Origin of the sequence: Neoroseomonas alkaliterrae, from assembly GCF_014199195.1 — a bacterium.
GTDB lineage: Bacteria > Pseudomonadota > Alphaproteobacteria > Acetobacterales > Acetobacteraceae > Neoroseomonas > Neoroseomonas alkaliterrae.
On record NZ_JACIJE010000013.1, the window covers coordinates 40858 to 62440 of the forward strand.

The following is a 21583-nucleotide window of genomic DNA, read 5'->3' on the forward strand; positions in this document are numbered from 1 at the left end:
TTGCGCGCCCGTCGCGGGTGGCGGTTTGCCCTCCCCGCGACGGCGCCGCGCCTGCTACAGCACGCCTGCAATCTCGGGCAGGAGTGGTGATGGCCTACAGGGTCGCAGTCGTCGGCGCGACCGGCGCGGTCGGGCGGGAAGTGCTCAAGACCCTCGCCGAACGGGGCTTTCCGGTCGGCGAGGCCGTGGCGCTGGCCCAGGGCCGCACGGTGGGGGCGGAGGTCTCCTTCGGCGAGGCGGCGGTGCTGAAGGTGCGCGACCTCGACCGCTTCGACTTCGCGGGGATGGACCTCGCGCTGTTCTCGGCCGGCGCGGCGGTCTCGGCCGCCCATGCGCCGCGCGCGGCGGCCGCAGGCTGCCTCGTCATCGACAGCACGCCGCGCTTCCGCATGGAGCCCGGCGTGCCGCTCGTGGTGCCGGAGGTGAACCCGCAGGCCATCGCGAAGCGGCCGCGCAAGGGCATCGTCGCCAACCCGGACGGCGCCGCCATCCAGATGGTGATGGCGCTGAAGCCGCTGCACGACATCGCGAAGGTCAGGCGCGTGGTGGTCGCGACCTACGAATCGGTCTCCGGCGCGGGCAAGGAGGCGATGGACGAGCTGTGGTCCCAGACCCGCGGCGTCTTCGTCAACGACCCGCCGGCGCCCGAGCAGTTCACCAAGCCGATCGCCTTCAACGTCATCCCGCACATCGACGCCTTCATGGAGGACGGCGCGACGCGCGAGGAATGGACCATGGCGGTCGAGACTCGCAAGATCCTCGACCCCGACATCCAGGTGATGGCGACCTGCGTGCGCGTGCCGGTGATGATCGGCCATGCCGAGGCGGTGCATGCCGAGTTCGAGCGGCCGATCACCGAGCGCCAGGCGCGCGAGGTGCTGCGCGCCGCACCGGGCGTCACGCTGCTCGATGCGCGCGACGATGGCGGCTATGCGACGCCGATCGAGATCGCGGGGGAGGATGCGGTGTTCGTCTCCCGTCTGCGGCGCGACCCGACGGTGCCGAACGGCCTCGCCTTCTGGTGCGTGGCGGACAATCTGCGCAAGGGCGCGGCGCTGAACGCGGTGCAAATCGCCGAGGCGATGCATGCCAACGGCACGCTCGGCACGCGCCTCGCCGGCATCCTGCCGGCGTCGGAGGGCTGATCCGCGCGCCCTTCAGCGCCTGCGGCCCGGCCGGGCGATCAGCAGGCCCGCCGCGGCGATCAGCGCGCAGCCCGCGAGGCCGAAGCCGTCCGGCACGCGACCGAACAGCGCCGCATCGAGGCCGAGCGCGAAGACGATCCGCGAATAGTGCCAGGGCGCGAGGCCCGAGACCTCCGCCCGCCGCACCGCGCCGGCGAGGCAGAGCAGCGCCGCGGTCTGCACCGCCGTGTAGAGCAGCACGAGGACCAGCCCCGCGAGGTCCGGCCAAACCCAGAGAAATGGCATGGCGGGGCCGAGCATCGCCACGCCGACCAGCGCGCCCTGCAGCGTCGCGTCGCGCTCGGTCGCGACATCGCGGATGCGGCGCGTGAGCACCTGGTAGAGCGCATAGATGAGGGCCGCCGCCACCGGCACCGCAGCCGCCCAGGTGAACAGCTCCCCGCCCGGGCGCACCACCAGCAGCATGCCGGCGAAGCCGATGCCGACAGCGGCCCAGCGCCGGCCGTCCACGCGCTCGCCCAGCACCAGCGCGCCCAGCGCCACCAGGATGACCGGCGCGGTGAAGCCGAGCGCGGAAGCCTCCGTCACCGGGACCAGCGCATAGCCGAGCACGGCGATGGTGGTGGACAGGATCAGCGCGGCGGCGGCAAGGCGCTGGTCCCGTGCCCGCTGGGGCGCGAGCAGCCGCCGCACCGCGCCGCCGGGGTCGGGCAGCAGCGGCAGCAGCGCGGCGGCCGCGGCGAGCACCACGAGGGAGCGAAGGAAGGTGATCTGCACCGGATCGAGGCTCGCCGAGAGCAGCTTCGCGATCGCGTAGCCCAGCGTGTAGAGCGCACCCGCCGCGAGCGTCAGCAGGATGGCGAGCGCGTCGCGGCTCACCGGCGGTCCGGGTAGTCGCGGCCCGGCCGCGCGCGATAGGCCGGCAGCGACCAGCCGGCGAGGATCGCCGCCGCGCGCGCGCCGAAGGCGACGAGGCCGCCGAGGCTGATCGCGGCATCGCGGCCGAGCCCCGCATCCAGCGCCATGACGAACACCGCAGCACCCAGCGCCGCGGCGGTGGCGTAGATCTCGCGGCGCAGGACCAGAGGGATCTCGGCGCAGACGATGTCGCGCAGGATGCCGCCCGCGGTCGCGGTCACGGTGCCCATCAGCACCGCCACCCAGGGCGCGGCGCCGGCGCGCTGCGCGGCCTCGGCCCCGAGCACGGCGAAGAGGCCGAGGCCGACGGCATCGGCCCAGAGCAGCACGATGAAGCGCCGCTCGATTAGATGCGCGGTGAAGAAGACGACGAGGGCAAGGCCCGCCGCCAGCGCCACCATGCCCGGCGCATCCAGCCAGAAGACGGGCCGGTCGAGGATCACGTCGCGCACGGTGCCGCCGCCGAAGGCGCAGAGGCAGGCGACCAGCATGAAGCCGACCGGGTCGAGCTGCTTGCGCGAGGCGCTGAGCGCGCCGGCGATGGCCAGCACCGCGACGGCGGCCCAGGTCAGGGCGGCGAGCAGGTCGTCAAGCATGGCGCGGCCGCCCGCGCCCGGCGCGCCTCATTCCGCCGCCACCGGCGCCCGCCGCCGGCTGCGGGCCTCGGCCTGCGCCGAGCCGGCGCAGAGCAGCGACAGCGCGAGCAGGGCCGCGACCACCGGCAGCACCAGCCCCGGCTGACCGAAATCGATCAGCAGCCCGAGCGGGACCGGCGTGATCGCCCCGCCGAGCGGCAGCCCCGAGGAGACGAAGCCGAAGACCTTGCCGATCTCGCCCGGCGGCGAGGCGTCCTTGAGCATCACGTCGCGCGGCGTGCGCGAGGCGCCCATCGCCAGCCCGCCGAGCAGCCCGACGACCGGCAGCAGCATCTCGGGCAGCGGCATGAGGCCGAGCATCAGGATCATGGCGATGGCGAAGCCGGTCAGCACGATGACGAAGCCGATCAGGTTGCGGCTCGTGCGGTCCACGATCCAGCCGCCCACCAGCGTCCCGGAGGTCGCGCCGACCATGTAGCCGGTCAGCACCATGGAGGCGACGGCGACCGGCGTGCCCCAGAGCTGGCCGAGCACCGTGATCACGAAGGCCTGGATCCCCGAGCCCGCCATGGAGGAGAGCAGGAAGAAGCCGAAGAACAGCAGGATCGGCCGCGAGAGCAGCAATTGCCGACCGCTCGGCGCGTCCGTCGCGCGCGCCTTGGGCTTGGCCTGGTCGCGCAGGATGCGGCTCTGCACCAGGATCGCGAGCACCACCGGCACGCCGAGCAGCCCGACCGCCAGCAGCGCCCCGCGCCAGCCGATCAGCGCGGCGAGCAGCGCGATCACCGGCGGCGCGAGGGCGAAGCCGAGATTGCCGGTGAAGGTGTGCAGCGCGAAGGCGCGGCCCATGCGCGACTTGTCGATCGAACCGGCGAGGATCGCGTAGTCGGCCGGGTGGATCACCGAGTTGCCGATGCCCGAGAGCACCGCGAGCACCCAGATGGCCCAGATGCCCGGGGCCGCCGCCATGGCGGCGATGGAGAGCGCCATCAGCAGCGTCCCGCCGACCAGGAAGGGCCTGGCGCCGTAACGGTCCACCCAGAAGCCGACCGGCGTCTGCAGCAGGGCGGTGGTGCCCGACATCAGCGCGACCGCGAGGCCGAGCTCCGCGAAGGAGGCGCCGAACTCCTCCCGCCAGATCAGGAACAGGGGCGGCAGGCACAGGACGTAGAAATGCGACAGGAAATGCCCGGTCCCGATCAGGGCGATGATGCGGGCGTCCTGCCCGGCGGTGGCGCCGGACGGAAGGGGCTGCGTCTCGGCGGACATGGCGCGGCCTTGCAGGGTGGTCTTGGGTGCAACGCTGCGCCCGCGGGGCCGCCCGGTCAACGTGGCAGGGGCGCGGTGCGGGCGTGGCCGTGCCCGCCCCGCATCCCGCCGCGATTTGACGCTGTCCCGCGCCGCACCATACAAGGGGCGCCACGAAGGCCGGCCCCCGGCTCGGGGACGGGGCAAGCGGCCGCCTGGAGTGTACGGACCCATGTCCAAGATCACCGACACGCGGGAGGCCGTCATGGTCGGCCGCCGGTCGGACGGCAGCCTCGTCCGCCGCCCGCTTTCGCCGCACCTGCAGGCCTATGACATGCTGCAGATGACGAGCGCCCTCTCCATCACCCACCGCATCACCGGCGTCGTCTGGTCGGTCGGGCTCGTCTTCCTGGTCTGGTGGCTGCTGGCCGCCGCCTCGGGGGAGGCGGCCTTCAACGGCGTGATGTGGTTCCTCGGCTCCTTCGTGGGCGTGATCGGGCTGATGGGGCTGACGGCCGCGGCCTGGTATCACACGCTCGCCGGCATCCGGCATCTCTACTGGGATTCCGGGCGCGGCTTCGACCTGCCGACCACCTATCTCACGGGCCGGGCGGTGCTGATCGGCACCGCGGCGCTGACGGCGCTGACCTGGCTCATCATGCTCATCGCCTGGATCTGAGCCCATGGCCGCGCCGACGATACGCTCCCTCCGCACCCCGCTCGGCCGCGTCCGCGGCCTCGGCGCCGCCCGCGGCGGCACGCATCATTGGTGGATGCAGCGCGTCACCTCGATCGCGCTGCTGCCGCTCACGGTCTGGCTGGTGTTCAGCCTCGCGACCATGCCCGACAGCACCTGGCAGCAGGCGACCGCCTGGATCGGGCGGCCGTTCAACGCGGTGCTGCTGCTCGCCTTCCTCGCCGCCGCCTTCCACCACACCGCGGCCGGGCTGCAGGTGGTGATCGAGGACTATGTCCGCGGCGAGATGGCCCGCCTCGGCCTGCTGCTCGCCGTCAAGGGCGTGTGCGTCCTGCTGTGGCTCTCGGCGTCTCTCGCCGTGCTGCGCATCGCGGTCCGGTAGGCCCTGGCGGGGTCGCCAAGGCTGCCTAGCTTGGGATCATGAGGACATCATCGCGGGCCGGAGGGCGCATTCCCCGCCGCGCGGAACGAACGAGACGGAAGCGATGAACGCGATCAGCAAGCCTTCCAACGGCGCCTACCGCATCGTGGACCACACCTATGACGTGGTGGTGGTGGGCGCGGGCGGCGCCGGGCTGCGCGCCACCTTCGGCATGGGCGCGGCCGGCCTCAAGACCGCCTGCATCACGAAGGTGTTCCCCACGCGCAGCCACACCGTCGCCGCCCAGGGCGGCGTCGGCGCGGCGCTGGGCAACATGGGCGAGGATGACTGGCGCTGGCACATGTACGACACCGTGAAGGGGTCGGACTGGCTCGGCGACCAGGACGCCATCGAATACATGTGCCGCGAGGCGGTGCCGGCGATCATCGAGCTCGAGCACTACGGCGTGCCCTTCAGCCGCACCGAGGACGGGCGCATCTACCAGCGCCCCTTCGGCGGCCACATGACGCATTACGGCAAGGAGCCCGCGATGCGGGCCTGCGCCGCGGCCGACCGCACGGGCCATGCCATCCTGCACACGCTCTACCAGCAGTCGCTGAAGCACAATTGCGAGTTCTTCGTCGAGTATTTCGCCCTCGACCTCATCATGGACGACGAGGGCGCCTGCCGCGGCGTCATCGCCTGGTGCCTCGAGGACGGCTCGATCCACCGCTTCCGGGCGCAGACCACGGTGCTGGCCACCGGTGGCTATGGCCGCGCCTATTTCTCCTGCACCTCGGCGCATACCTGCACGGGCGATGGCGGCGGCATGGTGCTGCGCGCCGGCCTGCCGCTGCAGGACAACGAGTTCGTGCAGTTCCACCCGACCGGCATCTACGGCTCGGGCTGCCTCGTGACGGAAGGCGCGCGCGGCGAGGGCGGCTACCTGACGAACTCCGAGGGCGAGCGCTTCATGGAGCGCTACGCGCCCACCGCGAAGGATCTCGCCTCGCGCGACGTCGTCTCCCGCGCCATGTCGATGGAAATCCGCGAGGGGCGCGGCTGCGGCCCGCTCAAGGACCACATCCACCTGCACCTCGAGCACCTCGGCGCGGACATCCTGCACGAGCGGCTGCCCGGCATCTCCGAGACGGCGAAGATCTTCGCCGGGGTGGACGTGACCAAGGAGCCCATCCCGATGCTGCCCACCGTCCACTACAACATGGGCGGCATCCCGACGAACATCCATTGCGAGGTGCTGAACGCCACCGGCAAGGACCAGGACCGGGTGGTTCCGGGGCTGATGGCGGTGGGCGAGGCGGCCTGCGTCTCGGTCCATGGCGCGAACCGCCTCGGCACCAACTCGCTGCTCGACCTGGTGGTGTTCGGCCGCGCCGCGGCCCATCGCGCGGCGGAGACGCTGAAGCCCGGCGCCTCCCAGCCGCCGCTGCCGCCCAAGGCGGGCGAGAAGGCGCTCGACCGCTTCGACCGCGTGCGCAACGCGAAGGGCAGCACCTCCGTGGCCGAGCTGCGCCTGACCATGCAGCGCACCATGCAGACCCACGCCGCTGTGTTCCGCACCTCCGAGCTGCTGAAGGAGGGTGTGGAGAAGATGGACAAGGTCGCGGCCGGCTATGCCGACATCCGCATCGCCGACCGCTCGCTGATCTGGAACTCCGACCTGGTCGAGGCGCTGGAGCTCGACAACCTCATCGGCAACGCCCTGACCACCGTCTATGGCGCCGAGGCGCGCAAGGAATCCCGCGGCGCCCACGCCCATGAGGACTACCCCGAGCGCGACGACCAGAACTGGATGAAGCACACCCTCGCGCGCGTGGACGACAACTACGCCGTGAGCCTCGACTACCGCGACGTGAAGATGCGCACCCTGACCAACGAGGTGCAGGTCTTCCCGCCCAAGGCGCGCGTCTACTGAGGAACCGACCGATGGCCACCTTCACGCTTCCGAAGAACTCCACGGTCGGCGAGGGCCGCACCTATCCCGCGCCCGCGGGGGCGAAGAACGTCAAGGCGTTCAAGATCTACCGCTGGGACCCGGACGCGGGCGCCAATCCGCGCACCGACACCTACGAGATCGACCTCGACCAGTGCGGCCCGATGGTCCTGGACGCGCTGATCAAGATCAAGAACGAGATCGACTCCACCCTCACCTTCCGCCGCTCCTGCCGTGAGGGCATCTGCGGCTCCTGCTCGATGAACATCGACGGGCTGAACACGCTCGCCTGCCTCAAGCCGATCGAGGAGGTGAAGGGCGATGTCCGCATCAACCCGCTGCCGCACATGCCGGTGGTGAAGGACCTGGTGCCGGACCTCTCCCAGATTTATGCGCAGCTCCGCTCCATCGAGCCCTGGCTCAAGGCCGACACGCCGCCGCCGCCCGACGGCGAGCGCCTGCAGTCCAAGGAGGAGCGCGCGAAGCTCGACGGGCTGTGGGAGTGCATCCTGTGCTTCTGCTGCTCCACCGCCTGCCCCTCCTACTGGTGGAACGGCGACCGCTACCTCGGCCCCGCGGTGCTGCTGCAGGCCTATCGCTGGATCGCCGACTCGCGCGACGAGGCCACCGGCGAACGGCTCGATGCGCTCGAGGATCCGTTCAAGCTCTATCGCTGCCACACCATCATGAACTGCACACGGACCTGCCCGAAGGGGCTGAACCCGGCGCAGGCGATCGGCGAGATCAAGAAGCTGATGGTCGAGCGCCAGGGCTGAGCAGCCCGGCCTGCCGCGATCCGCGCCGCGCTCCCGCCCGGGGGCGCGGCGCTTTTCGTTGCGGCGGGGGTGGCGCCGGGGGGCGCGCGGGGGCTAGCCTCCCGGCAACCACAACCGGGAGACCCCCAATGTCCAGGACGCTTCATGTGCTGCTGGCCGGCGCCGCGATCGCCCTCGCGCCCGCCGCGCATGCCCAGACGCTGACCCTTGCCTCCGCGGCCCCGGTCACGTCCATGGACCCGCATTTCCACAACCTGGGTCCGAACAACGCCATGATGATGCATGTGTTCGACCGGCTGGTGGAACGCGACGGGCGGGCGCGGCCGCATCCCGCGCTGGCGGTCTCCTGGCGCGCCATCAATGACCGGCTGTGGGAATTCAAGCTGCGCGAGGGCGTGACCTGGCACGACGGGGGGCCCTTCACGGCCGAGGACGTGGCCTTCTCCTTCGCCCGCGTGCCGAACGTGCCGAACAGCCCGGGCGGCTTCCAGGGCTTCCTGCGCGCGATCGAGCGCGTCGAGGTGGTGGATGCCCACACGCTGCGCCTGCATACGCGCCAGCCGCATCCGCTGATGCCGCTCGACATCGCCTCGGTCTCGATCATCGCCCGCCACGCCGCCGAGGGCGCGGCGACCGAGGACTTCAACTCCGGCCGCGCCGCGATCGGCACCGGGCCCTACAGGCTGGTGTCCTACCGCCTCGGCGACCGCACCGAGCTCGAGCGCAACCCCGCCTATTTCGGCGGCGCGGAGCCCTGGGCGCGGGTGAACTACCGCATCATCACCAACGACGGCGCGCGCACCGCCGCCCTGCTCGCGGGCGATGTGGACCTGATCGAACAGGTGCCGACCTCCGACCTCGCGCGGCTGCGGCGGGACCAGCGCGTGACGATCAGCAGCATCCCGAGTCTCAGGACCGTCTATCTCGTGCCGGACTACGGCCGCGAGGGGAACGATCCGCAGATCACCGACCATGCCGGCAACCCGCTGCCGGCGAACCCCTTCCGCGATGTGCGCGTCCGCCGCGCCCTCTCCATGGCGATCAACCGCCAGGCGCTGGCGGAGCAGGTGATGGAGGGTGCTGCCACGCCGACCGCGCAATGGCTGCCCGAGGGCGCCTTCGGCTACGATCCGAGCGTGCGCCCCCGCCCCTTCGACCCCGATGGCGCGCGGCGGCTGCTCGCTGAGGCCGGCTATCCGGACGGCTTCCGGGTGACGCTCACCGGCCCCAACGACCGCTGGCCGAATGACGGGCGCCTGACCCAGGCGGTGGCGCAGATGTGGACGCGCATCGGCGTCCGGACGCAGGTGCAGGCCTTCCCCTGGACCGGCTTCGTGCCGCGGCGGATGCGCTTCGAGTTCGCGGTGCAGCTCGCGGCCTGGGGCTCCAGCACGGGCGAGGCGTCGAACTTCCTCGCCAATGTCGTGGCCACCCGCGACCGCGCCCGCCTGACGGGTGCCAACAACAATGCGCGCTTCTCGGATCCGGTCTTCGACGACCTCCTGGCCCGCGCCTCGGCCACCATGGACGATGAGCGGCGCGAGGCGATGTGGCACGAGGCGGTGGCGCGCTATGCCGAGACCGAGCCCTACATCCAGCTCATCCAGTATGTGAACACCTGGGCGGCGCGGCGCGGCTTCACGCACGACCCGCGCATGGACGAGCGGACCATCGCGATGGGCGTCCGCCGGGCGCAGTAGCGCCCGCTTGCGGAGGGCGGGGCGGCCGCGCGCCGCGCCCTCTCTAGGTCCAGAGCCGCTCGCGCGAGAGTTCCTCGGCGATGATCGTGCTGGCGGTCTCGAGCAGCGCCTCGCCCTTCGCCGCACTCGCCGAGCGCGCATCGCCGATCACGCCGCTCTCCGTCATCTCGCGGAAGGAGCGCCGGCGGATCATCGCCGCGGGCTGCCCTTCGGGCCGCGTCGAATGTGGGCCATGCGCCTCGGCCAGCCTTCCGGGCCGCACCGCCGCGGGCATCAGCGCCATGACCATCGAGGTTTCCGCCTCGCAGGCGTGCAGCACCGTGGACTGGCGTTCGAGGATCGGGGCGAAGCCGTCGCCCACCAGATGCCAGTAGGTTCCGGCGGCGACCGCGATGCCCAGCTCCACCTGGCATTCGCCCGCCACCACGGCGACCGCCTCGGCATTGCCGCCATGGCCGTTCAGCAGCATCACGCGCCGGAATCCCGCCCGCGCGGCCGAGCGCACCACGCCCTTGAGCAGCGCCGAGAAGGTCGAGAAGTCGAGCGTGACCGTCCCCCCGAAAGCCACGTGATGCTCCGCGAGCCCGGTCCAGACGCAGGGCATCACCACCACCGGCCTGCCCGCGGCGGCGAGGCGCCGCGCCGTGCGCTGCGCAACCGCGGTGGCGCAGAGGATGTCCACGCCGGTCGCCAGATGCGGCCCGTGCTGTTCGAGCGAGGCGACGGGAACGATCACGATCGCGCCCTCGGCGGCGCGCGCGTTCAGCTCCGCGAAGGTCAGCCTCATCCACTCGATCTCGGTCTCGCTCGCCATGCCCCTCTCCGTCTCTGCGGCGGCGCCGAGGATGGAGCGCGGGCGTTCAGCCGTCGAGGGCGGCGAGGAACCGCCCCGCCTCGGCGCGCATCGCCGCGACATTGCGCGGGTCCATCCGCGCGAGGCTTCTCAGCGGCAGCGCCATGCGCGGGTTCGCCGCGAAGCGATCGGCGTGGCGGGCGATGAAGTCCCAGTAGAGGAAGTTGAACGGGCAGGCGCGCGGTCCCGTCGCCTGCTTCGGATCATGCGCGCAGCCGCGGCAGTAGTCGGACATGCGGTTGATGTAGGCCGCCGAGGCGGCATAGGGCTTGGAGGCCATCAGCCCGCCATCGGCATGGATCGCCATGCCGTGCGTGTTCGGCAGCGCCACCCACTCGAAGGCATCCGCATAGACGGCGAGATACCAGGCATTGATCTCCGCCGGCGCGATGCCGGCCAGCAGCGCGAAATTGCCGGTGACCATCAGCCGCTGGATGTGATGGGCGTAGGCGAGATCCCGCGTCTGCGCGACCGCCTCGGCCATGCAGCGCATGCTGGTCGGCGCGCCCCAGTAGAAGGCCGGCAGCGGACGCCCCGCGCCGAGCGCGTTCTCCGCCGCATAGCCCGGCATCAGGTGCCAGTAGATCCCGCGCACATATTCCCGCCAGCCGAGGATCTGGCGGATGAAGCCCTCCGCGGCGTTGAGCGGGGCATGGCCGTCGCGCCAGGCCTGCTCGGCGCCGCGGCAGGCCTCCATCGGATCGAGCAGGCCGATGTTGAGGCTGGTCGAGACCAGCGAGTGGAACAGCGTCGGCTGCCCCGCCGCCATCGCGTCCTGGTAGTCCCCGAAGCGCGGCAGCCGGTCGCGGATGAAGGCGTCGAGCGCGGCGCGGGCGTCGCGCGCCGTGACCGGCCATGCGAAGCCCTCGAGCGCGCCGAAATGCGCCCCGAAGCGCGCGGCGACGAGGGCCATCACCTCGCGCGTGATGCCATCAGGGGCGAAGCGCGGCGGGGGCGGCGGCGCCATCCCCTCGGGCAGGGCCGAGCGGTTCTCGGCATCGAAGTTCCATTGCCCGCCGGCCGGCGCGTCGCCCTCCATCAGCAGGCCGGTCATCCGCCGCATCTCGCGGTAGAAGAACTCCATGCGATACGACTTCCGCCCTTCGGCCCAGGCGCGGAAACGCGGCAGCGGGCAGAGGAAGCGCGCATCCTCGCGGATCTCGACCGGCACGCCGGACGCCGCCTCCCAGCCGCGCATGTCCTCCAACACGCGCCACTCGCCCGGATGCGTCGCGACGATGCGCGCGGGGCGGTGGCGGGCCACCGCGCGCAGCACCTCGCCGCGGAAGCCATGCGTGTTGGCCGGATCGTCGAGGCGCACATGGTCCACGCGCACGCCCCGGGCCGCGAGCGCGCGCGCGAAGTGCCGCATGGCCGAGAGCACCAGCACGATCTTCTGCGGATGATGCGGGACATAGGTGCATTCCTCCTGCACCTCCATCATCAGCACGGTGTCGCGCGCCGGATCGAGGTCGCGCAGCGCGGCGATGTCCCGCGCGCACTGGTCCCCGAGCACGACGCGCAGCGCGCCGCCCTTCATGCCGCTTCGTAGACGATGTCGTTCCCGTCCTCGCCGCGCGCCGAGAAGCCGACCCAGCGCCCCGCCGCGTCGAAGGCGACGGTGGCGGAGACATCGCCGCTGCAGGTGAAGGACGGCCCGCCCGCCGAACCGCGGCGCGATTCCCAGGACAGCGCGAGCGCCCGGCCCGTGGTGGTGCCGAACAGCGGCACCGCCCCGCCCATCCGGCGCATCTCCCACCACGACAGCGGTGCGGCATCCGGCGCGAGGCGCTGCGGGCCTTCCGTGCCCTCCAGCAGCACCGCGCCGGGGGTGGCCTCGCCGCGCACCTCGACGATGCGCCCGTTGCGGTTGAGGCGGGAGGCGACGCGCAGGAAGCGGCCTTCGCGCGTCACCTCCTCGTAGCGGTGCTCGTAGCGATAGACGACGACGCCCATCACCTTCGGCACGATGGCGAGCTCCGAGGTCGCGACCCGCTCGCCGCCGCGCTGGGCGAAGCGGACGACATGCGTGCCCACGGCATCGCCCCGGCGCCGCACGCGGAAGGCGATCTCCTGCCCGCCGGGCGCGGCGGCCATGACGAAGGGCGCCGCAAGGCCGAGAAGCGCGTGCCGCCGCCGCATCATCCGCGGCTCCGCACGGTCGAGCGGCCGCCATCCACGGCCAGCACCTGGCCGGTGATCCAGCCGGCCTCGGGCGAGAGCAGGAAGGCGGCCGCGGCGGCGGGGTCCTCGCCCTCGCCGAGCCGTGGAATGGGGTGTTGCGCGGCCAGCGCCTCGGCCATCTGCGGGTTCCCGATCAGCGGCGCCGCCATGGCGCTGCGGGTGAGCGAGGGGGCGATGCAGTTGACGCGCACCGCGGGCGCGAGTTCCGCCGCGAGCGCCACCGTCAGCCCCTCCACCGCCGCCTTGGCGGCGGCGATGGCCGCATGGTTGGCGAAGCCGGCGCGCGCCGCAACCGTCGAGACCAGCACCACCGCCCCGCGTGCCGCGACCAGCGCCGGCTGCGCCGCCTGCACCGCCAGCGCAGCCCCCAGCGCATTGAGGCGGAAGGTGGCGAGGAAATCCTCCTCGGTGGTGCGGCGCAGCGGCTTGAGCAGGATCGAGCCGGCGCAATAGGCGAGCCCTGCGATCTCCGGCCCGGCCGCGGCGATCGCCGCGGCAAGGGCGCGCCCATCCGTCGCATCCGCCGGCACGGCGAGGCTGCCGGGCAGGCCGGCCGCGAGCGCCTCGAGCCGCGCCGCATCGCGCGCCACCAGCACCAGCCGCTCGCCGCGCTGCGCCAGCCGCCGCGCCAGCGCCGAGCCCATCGCGCCGGTCGCCCCGACCACCACCACGGTCCGTGTCATCGTCCCTCCATCCCTTCGTCCCGGCCCGGCGCGGAGATGGGCCCCGCGACGGCTTTGGCGAGGGGCGCGGGGGGATGGGCGCGACAGCCGCGCCGCGGCGTGGCAGGATGGGCGGCGAGATGCGCCAGCTCCTTCTGCTCCGCCACGCGAAATCCTCCTGGGACGACCCGATGCTCCCCGACCATGCGCGGCCGCTGAACGCGCGCGGGCGGCGCGCGGCGCAGGCGATGGCGGCGGCGATCCGCGATCTCGGCCTCTCGCCGGACGTGGTGCTGGTCTCCTCGGCCCGGCGCACGCTGCAGACGCTGGAGGCGATCTCGCCCTTCGCCGACAGCCCGCTGGTCGAGCCGATGGACGACCTCTACCTCGCCCCCTGGCCCCGGCTGCTCGAGATCCTGCGCCGCGCGCCGGAGACGGCGCGCTCGGTGATGCTGATCGGCCACAATCCCGGGCTGCAGGACCTCGCGCTCGCGCTGGCCGGCGCCAAGGGCATGGCCGGCGCGAACGCCGCCGCCGCCCGCCGCATGGCCGAGGGCTTCCCGACCTGCGCGCTGGCCGAGTTCAGCATCGCGACGCCGTGGCACGACCTCGACGAGGGCGCCGGCCGGCTGATCCGCTTCCTGGTTCCGGCGGATCTGCCCGAAGCGGTGCTCTGACATGCCGGCCGGCCATGCAGGGTCGGCCCGCGCGCGCACCGCCGAGGCGGATGGCGAGCCGCGCGCCGAGGCCGCCGAGGCGGAAGCCCGCGCGGCGGAGCCCGAGGCGGCGCTGAGCCTCGAATTCGTGCTGCCGCCCGAGGCCGCCGCGCGGTTCGGGCGGCAGGCCGCGGTGTCGCGCTGGCGCGTGGGGCGCGCACGCAGCCTGCCGGGCGACCGGATCTGGTTCGACACGCCGGAGGGCACGCTCGCCGCCCAGGGCCTGATCGTGGAGGCGCCCGCCCGGGGGCCGCGGCGGCTGTTGCGCATCCGGCCCGAAGCCGCCGGCCCCTGGCATCCCGGCCAGCCCGCCTCGGTGCTGCGCGAACTCGCCGCCGATGCCGTGCCGGAGGAGGCGGAGGGCGGCGGCCTCGCGGCCATCGCCGCCTTCGCCGGCCGCGAGCACGCCTATCGCCTCGCCCCGCCGGAGGGGGCGGTCGAGGCGCGGCTGCTCACGGGCGAGATCCGCAGCGTCGCCGCGCAGCGGCCGGCGGCGCGGCTGACGCTCTCCGGGGCGCCGGCGGCGGTGCTCGCCGTGGCGCGGGCGCTGGCGGCGGACCTGCCCATGCTGCCGCCCACGGCCAACCTCGCCGAGGAAGGGCGGGCGCTGGCGGCCGGCGCCCCGGCGCGGCCCTTCCGCCAGGGGGCGCCGGACACCTCGGCCGCGACGACGGCCGAGGAGGCCTTCCGCCACGCCATCGGCCACCTGCTCGAGGTGGTGCGGCAATGCACCGCGCGCATCGCGCCCGAGGCGACGCCCGAGCCGGTGCACCAGGCGCGGGTCGCGCTGCGCCGGCTGCGCTCGGTGTTCCGCGTGTTCCGCCGCGCGACCGACTGCGCCGCGCTGCGCGCGCTGGATGGACGGCTGCGCGAGGTGCTCGCGGTGCTGGGGCCGGCGCGTGATTGGGACGTGTTCCTCGGCGGCATCGCGGCCGATGTCGCCGCCGCCTTCCCCGGCGACCGCCGCATCGAGGCGCTGCTGCGGGCCGCGGCGAAGGAGCGCGAGGCGGCCTATGCCGCGGTTGAGCGGATGCTGGAGGGCGCGGCCTGGCGGATGCTGCTGCTCGACGCGCTCGAGGTCCTGCTACTGCGCCCCTGGCGGGAGGGTGCCGAGGAGGCGCGGCGGGAGGTCCTCGACGCCCCGGCCACGGATTTCGGCCGCGAGATCCTGGACCGTCGCTGGACCAGGCTGCGCCGCGCGGGCGAGGACTTCGCGAGCCTGACGGCCGAGGAACTGCACGAGCTGCGCCTGGACGGCAAGCGGCTGCGCTACGCGGCGGAACTCTTCGCGCCGCTCTTCGGCCCCAAGGCCGGGCGCCGCTTCCTGCGCCGGCTGGCGGCGCTGCAGGACGGGCTCGGCCTCGCGAATGACGCGGCCGTGGCGCGCGGGCTCGTCGCCCGCCTCGCGCGGCAGGGCGATGCCGGCCGGGCCTGGGCGGTCGGCGTGGTGGAGGGCTGGTCCGTGGCGCGCGTCGCGGCCGATCGTGGCGCGGCGCGCGAGGCCTGGGACCGTCTGCTGCGCAGGGATCGTTTCTGGTCAAGCGACTAGGCCGGATTGTTGCAACGACCGCTGACGCATCGGCGCCGCAACTCCGCGTGCAGAGCGCGAAAACTCGGCCATCCCCGGTTGCGGATGCGCGCCGGGTCGGTTTAACCAACCGCCGTGCTTGAACGACGGCGCATCTTCAAAGGCCGCAGGACCCGCCCGCGCATGCGCGGCGCGGCGCTTCTGTTGTCCTCGGCAGTGGCCCTGCCGCTGGTCATCGCCCTGGGCCTGCCCTCGAACCTGTTCGGATCGGCCCCGGCCGACCGTCAATGGGCGGCGGATGCGCCGGATATCCGCATCGTGGATGGCGAGACGCTCGCCCTGGGCGAGCGGGTGGTCCGGCTCTCCGGCATCGCGGCGCCGACGCGCGGGGAGCGCTGCCAGCGCCCCGACGGCCAGGCCTTCGATTGCGGCGGCCAGGCGACGGCCGCGCTGACGCGCATGGTCGCGGGCCGCGCCGTGTCCTGCCGCATCGTGGGGCGGGACGGCTTCGGGCGCGGCATCGGCGAGTGCGAGGCGAACGGGCTCGACCTCGGCGGCAGGCTCGTCGCGGATGGCTATGCGGTGGCCACCGGCGGCGCGCTGCGCACGGCCGAGCACGCGGCCCGCAGCGCCGGCCGCGGCCTCTGGGCCTATGGCGCGGGCGCACCGCAGGAGTGGCACGGGCGCGACTGACGCGCCCCGCCGCCGGTTTGCCAGGGTCCACGCCCGCCGTTATCTTGCACTGCATCACGAGAGGGCCTGCGCGCGGGACGCGCCGGCCCCGAAGGGTTTGAGGACGTTCCCGACATGAGCAGCAAGGTCACCGGCTCCATCACGGTCACGATGGAGGGTTCCAACAAGAGCACCACGCTTCCGCTGCTCGGGGGGACGCTCGGCCCGCAGGTGGCCGACATCCGCAAGCTCTACGGCGAGCTCGGCATCTTCACCTACGACCCCGGCTACGGCGCCACCGCCTCCTGCGAGAGCACCATCACCTACATCGACGGCGACGAGGGCGTGCTGCTCTACCGCGGCTACCCGATCGAGCAGCTGGCGGAGAAATCCACCTTCCTCGAGGTCGCCTACCTGCTGCTGAACGGGGAACTGCCCACCAAGGCGCAGTACGCCGAGTTCGACACCGGCGTGACACGCCACACCATGCTGCACGAGCAGCTCCGGCGCTTCTTCGACGGCTTCCGCCGCGACGCCCACCCGATGGCGGTGATGTGCGGCGTGGTCGGCGCCATGGCCGCCTTCTACCACGACAACCTGAACATCAACGACCCCGAGCAGCGCCGCATCGCGGCCTTCCGCCTGATCGCGAAGGTGCCGACCATCGCGGCCTGGGCCTACAAGTACTCGATCGGCCAGCCCTTCATGTACCCCAGGAACGACCTCGGCTATGCCGAGAACTTCCTCTACATGCTCAACGCCGTCCCGGCCGAGCCCTGGGTGAACAACCCGATCCTCTCGCGCGCGATGGACCGCATCCTGATCCTGCATGCGGACCACGAGCAGAACGCCTCGACCTCCACCGTGCGCCTGGCCGGCTCGACCGGCGCCAACCCCTTCGCCTGCATCGCCGCCGGCATCGCCGCGCTGTGGGGCCCGGCGCATGGCGGCGCGAACGAGGCGGTGCTCAAGATGCTCGCCGAGATCGGCAAGCCCGAGAACATCCCCGCCTTCATCCGCGAGGTGAAGGACAAGAACTCCCACACCAAGCTCATGGGCTTCGGGCACCGGGTCTACAAGAACTTCGACCCGCGCGCGAAGATCATGAAGGAGACCTGCCACGAGGTGCTGGCCGAGCTCGGCATCAAGAACGAGCCGCTGCTCGACATGGCGATGGAGATGGAGCGGATCGCGCTCTCGGACGACTACTTCATCAGCCGCAAGCTCTACCCGAACGTCGATTTCTATTCGGGCATCATCCTCAAGGCGATGGGCATCCCGACGCAGATGTTCACCGTGCTGTTCGCCGTCGCCCGCACCGTGGGCTGGGTGAGCCAGTGGAAGGAGCTGATCGAGGATCCCTCCCAGCGCATCGGCCGGCCGCGCCAGATCTACACCGGGCCGGCGGCGCGCGACTTCGTGCCGATGGACCGCCGCGGCTGACACGCCGCGCCGCGCGGATGGACGCGGCCGGCCCCGCTTTCCGGCGGAGGCCGGGCTGCCCTAGGTTGTGTCCGGCACCCCCGGAGGAACCGTCTTGGCGGCCTATGACCCGCGCGGCTTCCGCGCCCCGACCTTCCACGACGCCACCCCGCGGTTCCGCGACGGCAGCGACACCCCGCGCGCGTATCTGGAGCGCTGCCTCGAGGCGATCGCGGCGCGCGAGCCGGTGGTGCGCGCCTGGGTCGTGCTGAACCAGGAGGGCGCGCGCGAAGCCGCCGACGCCAGCACCGCGCGCTGGAAGGCCGGCCGCCCGCTCTCGCCCATCGACGGCATGCCCATCGGGATCAAGGACCTGCTCGAGACGCGCGACATGCCGACGCAGATGGGCTGCCCGGCCTATCGCGGGAACTTCCCGAAGCGCGACAACGCCGCGGTCTGGGCGCTGCGGCAGGCGGGCGCCGTGGTGCTCGGCAAGACCGTGACCACCGAGCTCGGCGGCGCGCATCCGGGGCCCACCACCAACCCCTTCGACCAGCGGCGCACGCCGGGCGGCTCGTCGTCGGGCTCGGCGGCGGCGGTGGCGGCGGGGATGGTGCCTGCCGCACTCGGCACGCAGGTCGGCGGCTCGGTGATCCGGCCCGCCTCCTATTGCGGGAATTTCGCGCTCAAGCCGAGCCAGGGCGGGATCAACCGCGGCGAGCGCCAGGCCACCAGCATGAGCACCACCGGCATCCATGCCGGCTCGATCGAGGACATGTGGCAGGTGGCCATCGAGATCGCGCGGCGCGCCGGCGGCGACCCCGGCCGCCCGCCGCTGACGGGCCCCGCCGCGCCGCCCGCGGCGCGCAGGCCGATGGTGCTCGGCGTCATGGAGACGGAGGGCTGGGCGGCGCTCGACGATGCCAGCCGCTCCGTCTTCGAGCAGGTGGTGGAGGCGCTGCGCGCCCAGGGCGTGACCGTGCTGCGCCGGGGCGACCATCCGCTGCTCGCGGCCTTCGAGGACGCGCTCATCGGCATGCAGGCCATGACCGGCGCGATCACGGCCTGGGAGAACCACTGGCTGTTCCGCAACCTGGTGGCGCAGGACCCGGATGCCATCAGCGCGCGCAGCAAGGCCGTGCTGGCCATGGCCGAGGCGATGACGCCCGAGGATTACCGCCTGCGGCTGCTGCAGCGCGAGGAGGTCCGCGGCCGCCACGCGGCGCTTGCCCCGGTGGTCGAGGCGCTGATCGCCCCGGCCTCGCCGGGCCCGGCGCCGTTCTGGGCGGGCGACGTGCCCGGCCAGCCGCTGAAGGCCCGGCCGACCGGGGATGCGGTGTTCAACACGCCGAGTTCCGGCCTCGGCGCGCCGGCGGTGACGGTGCCGCTCTGCGCCGTGGACGGGATGCCGATGGGCATCCAGGTCATGGCCCAGCCGCAGATGGACGCGCAGGCGACCGCCATCGCGCGCTGGATGGCGGGCGCGATCGCGCCGGTGGTGGTGGCATGAGGCGCGCCCGCAGGCCCGCGGTCGCTCCGCGGGGGCCATGAGCGCAGGCGCGGCCGGCACGCCGGCGGGCGCTCCGGCGCATCAGGCCGATGCCGCCCCCGCCGCTCCGATGGGGGACTTCGACATCCTCGTCGTCGGCGGCGGCATCAATGGCTGCGGCATCGCGCGCGACCTCGCCGGGCGCGGCTTCCGCGTCTGCCTGCTCGAGCGCGGCGACCTTGCCGGGGCCACCTCCTCGGCCTCGACCAAGCTGATCCATGGCGGGCTGCGCTACCTCGAGCACTACGAGTTCCGCCTGGTGCGCGAGGCGCTGGCCGAGCGGGAGGTGATGCTGCGCATCGCCCCGCACATCGTCTGGCCGATGCGCTTCGTGCTGCCGCACCGGCCCGAGATGCGGCCGCGCTGGCTGATCCGCGCCGGGCTGTTCCTCTACGACCGACTGGCCCGGCGCGTGAGCCTGCCCGGCCACGAGGCGATCGACTGCCGCGCGCATCCCTATGGCGCGCCGCTCGCTGCCCCGATCACCCATGCCTTCGCCTATTCGGATTGCTGGGTCGAGGATGCGCGCCTCGTGCTGCTGAACGCGCGCGATGCGGCACGGCGCGGCGCGACGATCCTGACGCGCACCGCCCTGGTGACGGCCCGCCGCGCCGACGGGAGATGGGAGGCGAGCGCGGAGCGCGCCGACGGTCGGCGCATCGCCCTCGGCGCGCGCGCCATCGTCAATGCGGCGGGCCCCTGGGCGGCGGAGATGCTCGGCCGCGCCGGGCGCAACTCCCGCGGCCGGGTCAGGCTGGTCAAGGGCAGCCACATCGTCGTCCCGGCCCTGCACGACGGCCCGCAGGCCTATCTGCTGCAGAACCACGACCGCCGGGTCGTCTTCGTCATCCCTTACGAACGGCGCTTCTCGCTGATCGGCACCACCGACATCCCCTTCGAGGGCGATGCCCGCGCGGCGCGCGCCGAGGAGGACGAGATCGCCTATCTCTGCGCCGCCGTCGCCGCCCAGTTCCGCCGCGCGCCGCGGCCCGCGGACGTCGTCTGGACCTACAGCGGCGTCCGCCCGCTCTACGACGACGGCGCCGCCGATGCCTCCTCCGTGACGCGGGACTATTTGCTCGAACTCGATGCGCCGGGCGGGGCCGCGCCTATCCTCTCGGTGTTCGGCGGCAAGATCACCACCTACCGGCGGCTCGCGGAGGAGGCGGTAGGGCTGCTCGCCAAGGCGCTCGGCATGCCCGCGGGCACCGGCTGGACCGCGACGGCCCCGCTGCCCGGCGGGGATCTCGGCCCGGGCGGCCTCGCCGCCTTCGAGGCCGAGGCCGCGCGCCGCCACCCCTGGCTGCCGGCCGAGGATCTCGCGCGCATGGTCCGCTGCTACGGGAGCGAACTGGAGGATGTGCTGGGCGGCGCGACATCCCCCGCCGGGCTGGGCGCGCCGCTCGGGGCCGGGCTGACCGAGCGCGAACTCGACTGGATGCGGCGCCACGAATGGGCCGCGACCGCGGAGGATGTGCTGTGGCGGCGCACCAAGCTCGGGCTGCGCATGAGCGCGGCGGAGCAGGCCGCGCTTGCGGCGCGCATGGAAGCGGCGGCGCAGGGCGAGACGTGCTGAAGGCCCCGCCGGAGCGCGCTCGCGCCGGTCTCGGGTGGGGGGGATGGACCTCCGGCGGCGCGGCGGCCTAGCCTGTCGGTTGTGAAAGCACCGGACCGGCCCTTGCCGGGCCAAGGGCCCGCAGCGACGGGCTGCGCGGGGAGTGGAAAGCGACCAATGACGGATATCCGATACCTGGCGCCGCAAACGCTGGACGAAGCGGTCGGCGCCTATGCCGCCGCGGCCGGCGCGGCGCGCATCCTGGCCGGCGGCACCGACCTGCTGGTGCAGATGCGCGCCGGCGTGGCCAAGCCCGGCACCATCATCGACATCAAGAAGATCGCGGAGATGACCGCGATCGAGGATCTCGGCGGCGGCGCCTTCCGCATCGGCGCCGCGGTCCCCGGCGCCGTGCTCGCCGAGCATCCGACCTTCGGCAAGGCCTGGCCGGGCGTGCTGGAGGCGATCAACCTGATCGGCTCGAAGCAGGTGCAGGGCCGCGCCTCGCCGGGCGGCAACCTGTGCAACGCCTCCCCCGCCGGGGACAGCGTGCCGGCGATGGTCGCCGCCGGCGCCAGGGTGACGGTGCAGGGGCCGGCGGGCCGGCGCGAGATGCCGGTCGAGGCGGTGCCGGCGGGCCCGGGCCGCACCACCCTCGCGCCGGGCGAGATCCTCGTCTCCTTCACCCTGCCGCCGCGGCCGAAAGGCTCGGGCGATGCCTATCTGCGCATGATCCCGCGCACCGAGATGGACATCGCGGTGGTCGGCTGCGCGGTGAACCTGACGCTCGAGGGCGGCGTGGTGAAGGCCGCGCGCGTCAGCCTCGGCGCGGTCGCGCCGACGGTGCTGCTGGTCGAGGAGGCCGCGCGCGCGCTGATCGGCACGCGACTCGACGATGCCGCGCTGGAAGCGGCGGCCGCCGCCTGCCGGGCGGCCTGCAAGCCCATCAACGACAAGCGCGGCACGATCGCCTACCGGACCAAGGTGGCGGGCGTGCTGCTCAAGCGCACGGCCGCGATCGCCGCGCAGCGCGCCGGAGGGAACTGA

At 73.1% G+C, this 21583-nt stretch carries 20 protein-coding genes; 13 read left to right on the top strand and 7 right to left on the bottom strand.

Features of this window, described 5'->3' with window-relative positions; genetic code table 11:
- Positions 1 to 89: 89 nt before the first annotated feature.
- The gene (locus tag FHS88_RS18215; RefSeq protein WP_184486905.1) at positions 90 to 1145 is read left to right on the top strand and encodes an aspartate-semialdehyde dehydrogenase; all 1056 of its coding nucleotides are present in this window, start codon (positions 90 to 92) and stop codon (positions 1143 to 1145) included.
- 12 nt (positions 1146 to 1157) lie between these two features.
- Here the strand turns inward: FHS88_RS18215 and FHS88_RS18220 are convergent, their stop codons facing one another.
- Genes FHS88_RS18220 through FHS88_RS18230 form a run of 3 tightly spaced genes read right to left on the bottom strand, consistent with a single transcriptional unit; the run spans position 1158 to position 3928 of the window.
- Entirely contained in the window at positions 1158 to 2024 is an 867-nt protein-coding gene (locus FHS88_RS18220; RefSeq protein ID WP_184486906.1) for an EamA family transporter, read from the bottom strand.
- Positions 2021 to 2659 carry a trimeric intracellular cation channel family protein gene (locus FHS88_RS18225; RefSeq protein WP_184486907.1) on the bottom strand — a complete coding sequence of 213 codons (639 nt, stop codon included), beginning with the start codon at positions 2657 to 2659 and terminating at the stop codon, positions 2021 to 2023. The genes FHS88_RS18220 and FHS88_RS18225 overlap by 4 nt, the downstream gene beginning before the upstream one ends.
- A 27-nt stretch (positions 2660 to 2686) precedes the next feature.
- On the bottom strand, positions 2687 to 3928 hold the full coding sequence (locus tag FHS88_RS18230; protein WP_184486908.1) for an MFS transporter: 1242 nt from the start codon (positions 3926 to 3928) through the stop codon (positions 2687 to 2689).
- 211 nt (positions 3929 to 4139) lie between these two features.
- On the opposite strand from FHS88_RS18230, the gene sdhC reads away from it, so the two are divergent.
- From sdhC to FHS88_RS18255, 5 genes are all read left to right on the top strand, one after another.
- A complete protein-coding gene (gene sdhC, locus FHS88_RS18235) occupies positions 4140 to 4586 on the top strand; it encodes a succinate dehydrogenase, cytochrome b556 subunit (protein WP_184486909.1) in 447 nt (148 codons plus the stop codon).
- 4 nt (positions 4587 to 4590) lie between these two features.
- Entirely contained in the window at positions 4591 to 4986 is a 396-nt protein-coding gene (gene sdhD, locus FHS88_RS18240; protein WP_184486910.1) for a succinate dehydrogenase, hydrophobic membrane anchor protein, read from the top strand.
- Between the two features lie 103 nt (positions 4987 to 5089).
- On the top strand, positions 5090 to 6901 hold the full coding sequence (gene sdhA, locus FHS88_RS18245; protein ID WP_184486911.1) for a succinate dehydrogenase flavoprotein subunit: 1812 nt from the start codon (positions 5090 to 5092) through the stop codon (positions 6899 to 6901).
- A gap of 11 nt (positions 6902 to 6912) precedes the next feature.
- Positions 6913 to 7695: a succinate dehydrogenase iron-sulfur subunit gene (locus FHS88_RS18250; protein WP_184486912.1), complete on the top strand. Its 783-nt coding sequence runs from the start codon at positions 6913 to 6915 to the stop codon at positions 7693 to 7695.
- A gap of 128 nt (positions 7696 to 7823) precedes the next feature.
- Entirely contained in the window at positions 7824 to 9395 is a 1572-nt protein-coding gene (locus FHS88_RS18255; protein ID WP_184486913.1) for an ABC transporter substrate-binding protein, read from the top strand.
- A gap of 43 nt (positions 9396 to 9438) precedes the next feature.
- On the opposite strand, the gene FHS88_RS18260 is transcribed toward FHS88_RS18255, so the two are convergent.
- The 4 genes from FHS88_RS18260 to FHS88_RS18275 are packed head-to-tail and all read right to left on the bottom strand — an operon-like array spanning position 9439 to position 13115.
- On the bottom strand, positions 9439 to 10209 hold the full coding sequence (locus tag FHS88_RS18260) for a creatininase family protein (protein WP_211842476.1): 771 nt from the start codon (positions 10207 to 10209) through the stop codon (positions 9439 to 9441).
- Between the two features lie 46 nt (positions 10210 to 10255).
- Complete coding sequence (locus tag FHS88_RS18265) at positions 10256 to 11788, bottom strand: cryptochrome/photolyase family protein (RefSeq protein WP_184486914.1); 1533 nt, start codon at positions 11786 to 11788, stop codon at positions 10256 to 10258.
- Positions 11785 to 12390: a DUF6134 family protein gene (locus FHS88_RS18270; protein ID WP_184486915.1), complete on the bottom strand. Its 606-nt coding sequence runs from the start codon at positions 12388 to 12390 to the stop codon at positions 11785 to 11787. The genes FHS88_RS18265 and FHS88_RS18270 overlap by 4 nt, the downstream gene beginning before the upstream one ends.
- Complete coding sequence (locus FHS88_RS18275) at positions 12390 to 13115, bottom strand: SDR family NAD(P)-dependent oxidoreductase (RefSeq protein ID WP_184486916.1); 726 nt, start codon at positions 13113 to 13115, stop codon at positions 12390 to 12392. The genes FHS88_RS18270 and FHS88_RS18275 overlap by 1 nt, the downstream gene beginning before the upstream one ends.
- A gap of 119 nt (positions 13116 to 13234) precedes the next feature.
- Between FHS88_RS18275 and FHS88_RS18280 the strand changes: the two genes are divergently transcribed.
- From FHS88_RS18280 to FHS88_RS18310, 7 genes are all read left to right on the top strand, one after another.
- The gene (locus FHS88_RS18280) at positions 13235 to 13771 is read left to right on the top strand and encodes a SixA phosphatase family protein (protein WP_184486917.1); all 537 of its coding nucleotides are present in this window, start codon (positions 13235 to 13237) and stop codon (positions 13769 to 13771) included.
- Between the two features lies 1 nt (position 13772).
- A complete protein-coding gene (locus FHS88_RS18285) occupies positions 13773 to 15359 on the top strand; it encodes a CYTH and CHAD domain-containing protein (RefSeq protein WP_184486918.1) in 1587 nt (528 codons plus the stop codon).
- A 162-nt stretch (positions 15360 to 15521) separates the two neighbouring features.
- On the top strand, positions 15522 to 16031 hold the full coding sequence (locus FHS88_RS18290; protein ID WP_184486919.1) for a thermonuclease family protein: 510 nt from the start codon (positions 15522 to 15524) through the stop codon (positions 16029 to 16031).
- Positions 16032 to 16145: 114 nt separating this feature from the next.
- Entirely contained in the window at positions 16146 to 17453 is a 1308-nt protein-coding gene (locus tag FHS88_RS18295) for a citrate synthase (protein ID WP_184486920.1), read from the top strand.
- A gap of 94 nt (positions 17454 to 17547) precedes the next feature.
- Entirely contained in the window at positions 17548 to 18942 is a 1395-nt protein-coding gene (locus FHS88_RS18300; RefSeq protein ID WP_184486921.1) for an amidase, read from the top strand.
- Positions 18943 to 18979: 37 nt separating this feature from the next.
- On the top strand, positions 18980 to 20557 hold the full coding sequence (gene glpD / locus FHS88_RS18305; protein ID WP_246420252.1) for a glycerol-3-phosphate dehydrogenase: 1578 nt from the start codon (positions 18980 to 18982) through the stop codon (positions 20555 to 20557).
- Positions 20558 to 20713: 156 nt separating this feature from the next.
- Positions 20714 to 21583 (top strand): FAD binding domain-containing protein, encoded by an 870-nt coding sequence (locus tag FHS88_RS18310; protein WP_211842492.1) that lies wholly within the window; start codon positions 20714 to 20716, stop codon positions 21581 to 21583.